3 protein-coding genes and 1 pseudogene are annotated in these 2,090 nt (G+C 41.5%); all 4 read right to left on the reverse strand.

The window, feature by feature from the left end:
* Window positions 1-538 (reverse strand): CRISPR-associated endonuclease Cas1 (gene cas1, locus Q0236_RS06705; protein WP_297916276.1); only part of this gene is annotated, 538 nt, incomplete at its 3' end.
* A 66-nt stretch (window positions 539-604) separates the two neighbouring features.
* Window positions 605-883 carry a CRISPR-associated endonuclease Cas2 gene (gene cas2, locus Q0236_RS06710; RefSeq protein WP_297916280.1) on the reverse strand — a complete coding sequence of 93 codons (279 nt, stop codon included), beginning with the start codon at window positions 881-883 and terminating at the stop codon, window positions 605-607.
* An 11-nt stretch (window positions 884-894) separates the two neighbouring features.
* On the reverse strand, window positions 895-1,395 hold the full coding sequence (locus Q0236_RS06715) for a Dna2/Cas4 domain-containing protein (protein WP_297916278.1): 501 nt from the start codon (window positions 1,393-1,395) through the stop codon (window positions 895-897).
* A pseudogene (locus Q0236_RS06720) lies at window positions 1,395-2,090 on the reverse strand (CRISPR-associated helicase/endonuclease Cas3); the annotation flags it as partial. The pseudogene Q0236_RS06720 and the gene Q0236_RS06715, both read right to left, overlap by 1 nt.

Consider the following 2,090-nt stretch of genomic DNA (forward strand, 5'->3'; position numbering starts at 1 on the left):
TTTTTTGATCCGCGATTATCTCGTTCCATTTTTCGTAGTAGAGCTTTTGAAACGCCCCTTCCACTGCCATTATCGCAGGCACGTCCGCCGTGGCGTTTAGCGCCTTTATATGGGGCGAGGCGTCAAATTTCACGCCGTGTCTTTTGCAGTTTGCCGCGTCGTTTAGGATGTGCGCGCGAGTGATCTCGCGGGCGATGTAGACACGCTTAATGGGGTCGTCAAAGGCGCGGACCTGGTTTAGCAGCACAAAGCCGCTTTTATTGACCGAGTTTGAGGTATTTGGATAAAAATTACCGCGAAAGCTCTGATACGGGCTAAAAACGTGCAAAAGGATGTTGTTATCCGCCAGAAACGCCATAGTGTAGGTGTCGATCTGCACTTTTGCCAGCACGTAAATTTCATCGATCGCGTTTATCGGCAAAATTTTACTAGCGACGACCGCGCCCGCATCATCAAATTTGTCAAAATAGATATTGTTATCTTGCCTGCGAAGCCTGCCTGCGCTTAAAATAAAATGCGTTCTGCCGCTTTTTTGCATCTTTTTTCCTTAAATTTAGGTGGGATTTCAAGTGCCGCCAAACTCAGCAAATTTACGCAAGCAAATTTAACTAAACAGCGCGCCGTTTTTATCCTGTCCGATTACGATACGCTTGGAATACTTCAGCGAATTAAACGTGTAAATCACGATAGAGTCAAGCTGCGTAACGCACTCTTTTTGCAAAATCGCGCTTAGTTTTTTAAAATCGCTCTCGCGAATCTCGCCTTCAAAAACGGAAAACTGCACGCGCGGCAAAAACTTCTCGACCGCCTTTCTGATGCGGTTTGCGTTGTTTTTCTCTTTTTGCTCGGCGCCGGCGATGTCGTAAAACAAAATCACGTACATTTTTCTAAATTTTAACTCACGCAGTATCCGCTGTAAGCGCAGTTTGCGCAAAATTTTCCCTGCGTAAATTTCGGCGGTCGCTCTAGGTTCGCAAGCGCCGTTATCTCGCTTAAAATTTGCTCGATCAGAGCGAAATTTTCGCTACTATCATCCACCAAAATCACCTTTTTACCGCTGATTAGTTTGCCTTTTACCTCTTTTAAATTTAAGCCCGTTTTTAAAAGATAGACGTAAAAAAGTAGCTGCATCTTGCCCGCAAGCTCGTTTTTTAGGCTTTTCTTATATTCTGTAATCAAGTAGTGCCCGCGCTGCTTGGAAAGTTTGTCGAATTTTAAATTTGAAAATGCAAAGTCCTGCAAATCGCTCTCTTTGATGTCTGCTAGCGCCTTGCCCATCAGCACGTTTTCATCCTCCTGATCGGCGTGGATATGGTGCGCGTAAAGCCACGCCTCGCGCTTACAGGTGATGTAATAATTCACAAGCGTACCGGTGATTTGGTCTTTGCAAAACATTAGTCGAATACCTCGTCCAGGGTGTCTAAATTCGTATCTTTTTTAAGCCCGTAATCCGCACTATAAAAATAAGACGAGCCAAACGGTAGATAAAACATATCTTTTAGTCCGCGTATTTGCTTTAAATTTTGTAATAATTTTTCTTTATCTTTAAATGTTACGTTTATGCTAAATTTCGACAATTTTCTGATGTGATTTTTTAAAAGGTCTCGTATCGTAAATTCGCCATTTGAGCTATTTTTAATTTCTAAAATTTTAGCTTCAAAATCCTTAATAAAATTTTCTTTGGCTTCGATTATTAGCGTTTGTTTGCAGTTATCGTCCATAACCTTTTTAATCTCTTCGTTAATGTCTTCAAACTCAAGCTTTTTTATTCTCTTTCCTATGTCGCTTTCATCCGTATCTTGTTCTAGCTGAGCGCTAACTTTTTGAAAAAATGAATTTGAAATTTCTAAAATTTCGCTCTCTCGCACCTCTTTTCGTCTAAAATCCTCCAAAATAGTTCCGCTTACTTTATATAAATCGCCATAAATCAAATTTGTAAATTTACTTATTTCCGGAAAGACGTATAGCTCGCCCCTTATTTTCCCAAAATGCCTATTTACGCGGCCTGCAGTTTGTATGATAGAGCTAATGGGCGCGACTTCGCGAAATCCCACGTCAAAATCAAGATCCACTCCCGCCTCAATAGACTG

Source organism: uncultured Campylobacter sp. (assembly GCF_938031315.1).
Classification (GTDB): Bacteria; Campylobacterota; Campylobacteria; order Campylobacterales; family Campylobacteraceae; genus Campylobacter_B.

Excerpts from the sequence above, each read along its gene's own strand:
- cas2 (WP_297916280.1), bottom strand. The coding sequence starts at position 883 with ATGTACGTGATTTTGTTTTACGACATCGCCGGCGCCGAGCAAAAAGAG.
- Q0236_RS06715 (WP_297916278.1), bottom strand. The coding sequence starts at position 1,395 with ATGTTTTGCAAAGACCAAATCACCGGTACGCTTGTGAATTATTACATC.